Genomic DNA, 4126 nt, shown 5'->3' on the forward strand with positions numbered 1-4126 from the left:
CGTGAGCCTGGGCGATCGCCTTCACCTGCAACGGATTCGCGATAATCACCCGCGCCACGAACGGCGCCAGAACCCGCGACACCGCCATGCTGTTGGCGGTCGCTTCAACCACCACCTCATCATTGGCCAGCAGGGTCTTGCCAAATCCCTCCAGCGCAGTCCGCGTCATATCAATGCGGCCCGCATGTCGGAGCCTGCCGTCTTCCCAAATCACCACCTCCCCGAAAGTACGGTGGACGTCAATGCCAACTACCCGTCGCATTTGCACCTCCTGCCTGACACATGACGGGAGCTGCGGGCGACACGACAACTACGGATTCGCGCTCTCGGCGCAACCGGGCGAGTCGCAGAGGCGGCCAGCTACTAACTCGAGCTCTCGGCTCATCGTGTGTATCGGCCTGCCCGCACCTTCGTGCTCCCGGTGCCTCTGTCCCGATGGTCGCACCATACGCCACGGCGTGGGACGCCGGGGCAGAACGTTGGCACCGAGACATCTCATACCGGTTACCAACCCCATCGAAACCGTGTTCGCGACCGTGCGGCACAGAACCGTGCGGACGAAAGGATCGCTGTCGGCAACGACCGCCAGGCTGATGGTGTTCAAACTGGTTGTCGCCGCATCAAAAACCTGGCGGCGGCTCAAAGGCACAAATCAGTTGCCGAAGATCATCGCAGGTGTCAGATTCAACGATGGCATCGAGGTTATCCAAATGCCGGCAACCCACGCCGCCTGATCACCTCGTCACCCAGAATTCTGCATAGCTCAACATAGGCTGCCGCGGCACACAGACCAAAGGAGATGACCACGAGCGCGAGAATCCAAGACAAGCGCCATGAGTTTTTGTGCAATACGCGCGGTAACTCCGAGGGGCTCGCCTCAATCACTTCTATCATTCTCAGCTGCCATTCCCAGACTTTGATGCTTCTCGTTCACGTAATAATCGGCACCGGTCAAGAGCTGCGGGCGAGGCGCGGTGCGCGCCGGAAGTCCCGCTATCGGTGTAGTAATTGCCTCTGCCTCTAGAGATTAAACTCATGACGGACAGCTAGCCTATGATGGTCTTGGAGTTCGGCCGCTTGGGCGCACCGTCCCACCGATGCAGGGCCGAGGAGCGACGCCGAGTTCCAGCGTGAACTCTTGCATGTGCGCCGCATTCCTTCACCAGACGCGAAAGAAGAGCAGCAAACGTCACCGGAAATTGTATCAGACTGGTGACCCGAATGCCGTTTTCAGGCGAGTTTGGGGGCTTCACTATGAAGAGACTTCTGGCATTTTTGTTGATCGGTCAGTTTTTCTTGGCCGTCGGTCAGGCGGGCGCGCAGGGACTTCCTGCGCCCTCATACTGGAAGAATGAACGGGGGTCGGAACTGTTTGTTTGGTCCACGAATGGCGGGACCATACAAGGTACTTTCACAAACCATGCTCAAGGGTTTGCCTGCCAGGGTATCCCTTATCCCGCATCGGGAGCCGTCCGTCCAACCGGACTGTATTTTGTTGTTACTTTTGGGCAGTGCAATTCTCTCACCCGCTGGGTTGGAAAAATCAACGGTCCTCAAATGCCAACGTCATGGACGCTGTTCTACGTTGATAAGAACGGCAAGCCCAGCAAGCTGAAGGGCGCCGATACATTCACGCGCGTATGGTAGTCTTCAGCTTTCTTGCGGGGTCGACCTTAGTCGAAAACTCTCGCTCGCGAGACCTGACGTGAGACGCACAAGCTCCCTTCGCAAAGCTCCGGGCTGTCCACCATCAGTCAGGTTCGATGCTCGACAGCCTGCACGCCATCCAGGAAAGGCCGAAGATTGCTTCAAAAAGGGTCCCCCCAGACAACAAAGCACAGCCTAAGCTTCATGCAAATTTGCCGGATGGTCCGTGCATCAGCATTTCTTTCAGGCTCTAGTTTTGAAGTCGAGCGCGGGGTCCGGCCGGTGCCGCGCTAAGAGGCGTTTGGTCGGAGAAATTGAGTTTTCAGGTCTCGATACTTAAGATTCTCGCTGGCCAACCGGAGGGCTGTGCGAGTCTCGCTGTCCTGAAGGATTACCTGGCGGTGTACTACACCAGCGGTCCGGAGTGGACGGATCGTATGAAGCGATTGGCGGAGCGGGCGCCGGATCTCAACATTTTCGGACAAGGGCTGGTTGCGCGAGAACCCGGACAGTGGATCATAACGGACAAAGGCCGGGCCTTTCTTGCTTTGCTGGAACAGATGGGCGCACGGACGGCTCCGGATCGAGCGCCCGAAGGCAGGAGTGAGAAACCTCTCACAAGTAACCTTGCCGTGCTTGCTGCGGGGCGACAAGGCCACAGTGCCAATCGCAGGCATGGCCGACGTCAGCGCCTGAGGACGCGCGATGGCCGGTCCACCTAGCCCTGCTGGAAAGTTCACGACCGGCGACTGTGGCTGCATAAGGATGCTCGCGATGTCATAGAGCAGAGTCAGTGCACGAGAGGTCCGTATGCCACAAGTAGTGAATAGTTTGCGGCCCTAGACAACCTTCGAACCCTGAGCCCTCGGAGAAGTTCTTTGGGTCTGTTCAACAGTCCCGATCAAGGCCGTGGAAATGGCTCGAGCCAGAACTCGGCGGTTTTCTGGATTGCTCACCATTGTCTCGTGGTTGCCTGGAACGGGTACCGCATGAACAGCCCCAGCATTCAGGACCCGGTCCCAGCCCTGCCTCGGCAAGTCGCGATCAAGTTGTTTGTCAGCTGATACCCAACGATTGACAAGAGGCTCATTGGCATAAAAGTGGTGTATTTCAATCGGGAGCGACCGAAGGCGATAAGACTGCAGCGCCTGGTGAAATGTCGCGATCCTTAGATACATTGAAGCGCAACTGTGGAGATCGTAATCTGGAGCTAACGCTCCGATTTGCTGCGCCTTTTCAAGCAACTCAGAGATTGAGCATTGTTCGGTGTCGCGTGCCAAAACCTCGCGATGTTCGTCGCGTAAGATTCCACAACGATCCAAAACAAATTCTCGCGCCAAATGGTTAAGTGACGCGTTTGAAGCCGCAGGTGGGCTAACATCGATGAACGCAATGAATGACACGACTTCATCAATGCTCAGTAACTGCTCGGCAATAGCATAAGCCAGGATTGCACCTGATGAGTATCCGGCCAAGCGGTACGGGCCACGTGGCTGGATCTGTTTAATTGCAACAATCACCTCCGCTGCCATCGCCTCAAGTGTCGGTGGACAAACGTCATCGAAAGGGGGCCATGGCAGAGCGTAGACCGGGCAGTCTGCGTCCATTTCCGCCGCCAAACCGAGGACATAGGAATAATCTCCCCAACCTGTGGGGACAAAGAAGAGCGGTGGCTGCGATCCGGTCGGTCGAACGGAAACCACTGCCGAGTTACTGGGTTGCACCTGCAAACGAATCTTTGATGCAAGCTCCTTCAGAACGGGAGCCCGGAAGAGGTCGGTGGCGCTAAAACTCAGCCCAAACTTTAATGCTCGACTGAGCAGGTGCACCGCCAGGAGCGAGTGGCCGCCCAGCTCGAAGAAGTGGTCGTTGCGTCCGATGCGTTCGACACCAAGGAGCTCGGCCCAGATCCGCGCCAGCGCCGTCTCCACCGCACCTTGCGGCGACTCATAGGCCGCCAGCGCATAGGCCTGATCGCGAGGGGCCGGCAGCGCGTTCCGATCGAGCTTGCCATTCACCGTCAACGGAAGCGCCGCCAGGCGCACGAACGCGCTCGGCATCATGTAGTCCGGCACCCGGCCACTCAAGTGCGCGCGCAAGGCGCCCGCCAGCCCGCCTCCATCGCCCTCGTCCGAGCCGGCCTCGGGCGCGCAGACCACATAGGCGACAAGATGCTTGTCGCCGGCGCCGCTCTGGCGCGCCACCACCACCGCCTCGCGCACCCAGGCGTGCTCGCAAAGCCGCGCCACGATCTCGCCCGGCTCGATGCGGTAGCCGCGGATCTTCACCTGATCGTCGTTGCGGCCTAAGAACTCCAGATTGCCGTCCGGCAGGTAGCGTGCCAGGTCGCCGGTCCGGTACAGCCGATCGCCCTCGACAAAGGGACTGGCGATGAACCGCTCGGCAGTCAGTTCAGGGCGGTTCAGGTAGCCACGCGCCACCCCTGCCCCGCCAATGTAAAGCTCGCCCACCGCACCGA

General features: G+C 58.8%; 2 protein-coding genes and 2 pseudogenes. 2 read left to right on the top strand and 2 right to left on the bottom strand.

Annotated features, from left to right (window positions below; genetic code table 11):
- Positions 1 to 262: pseudogene (locus E4K64_RS39135) on the bottom strand (IS110 family RNA-guided transposase); the annotation flags it as partial.
- 244 nt (positions 263 to 506) lie between these two features.
- Between E4K64_RS39135 and E4K64_RS39140 the strand changes: the two are divergent.
- Positions 507 to 734, top strand: a pseudogene (locus E4K64_RS39140) (IS256 family transposase); the annotation flags it as partial.
- 520 nt (positions 735 to 1254) lie between these two features.
- Complete coding sequence (locus tag E4K64_RS39150) at positions 1255 to 1647, top strand: avidin/streptavidin family protein (protein ID WP_126262181.1); 393 nt, start codon at positions 1255 to 1257, stop codon at positions 1645 to 1647.
- 839 nt (positions 1648 to 2486) lie between these two features.
- Here the strand turns inward: E4K64_RS39150 and E4K64_RS39160 are convergent.
- Positions 2487 to 4126: thioesterase domain-containing protein (locus E4K64_RS39160; protein WP_167767836.1), on the bottom strand; the 1640-nt coding region annotated here is incomplete at its 5' end.

Source organism: Bradyrhizobium frederickii (genome assembly GCF_004570865.1).
Lineage (GTDB): Bacteria > Pseudomonadota > Alphaproteobacteria > Rhizobiales > Xanthobacteraceae > Bradyrhizobium > Bradyrhizobium frederickii.

Coding starts and splice junctions, on each gene's coding strand:
- E4K64_RS39150 (WP_126262181.1), top strand. CDS start 1,255: ATGAAGAGACTTCTGGCATTTTTGTTGATCGGTCAGTTTTTCTTGGCC.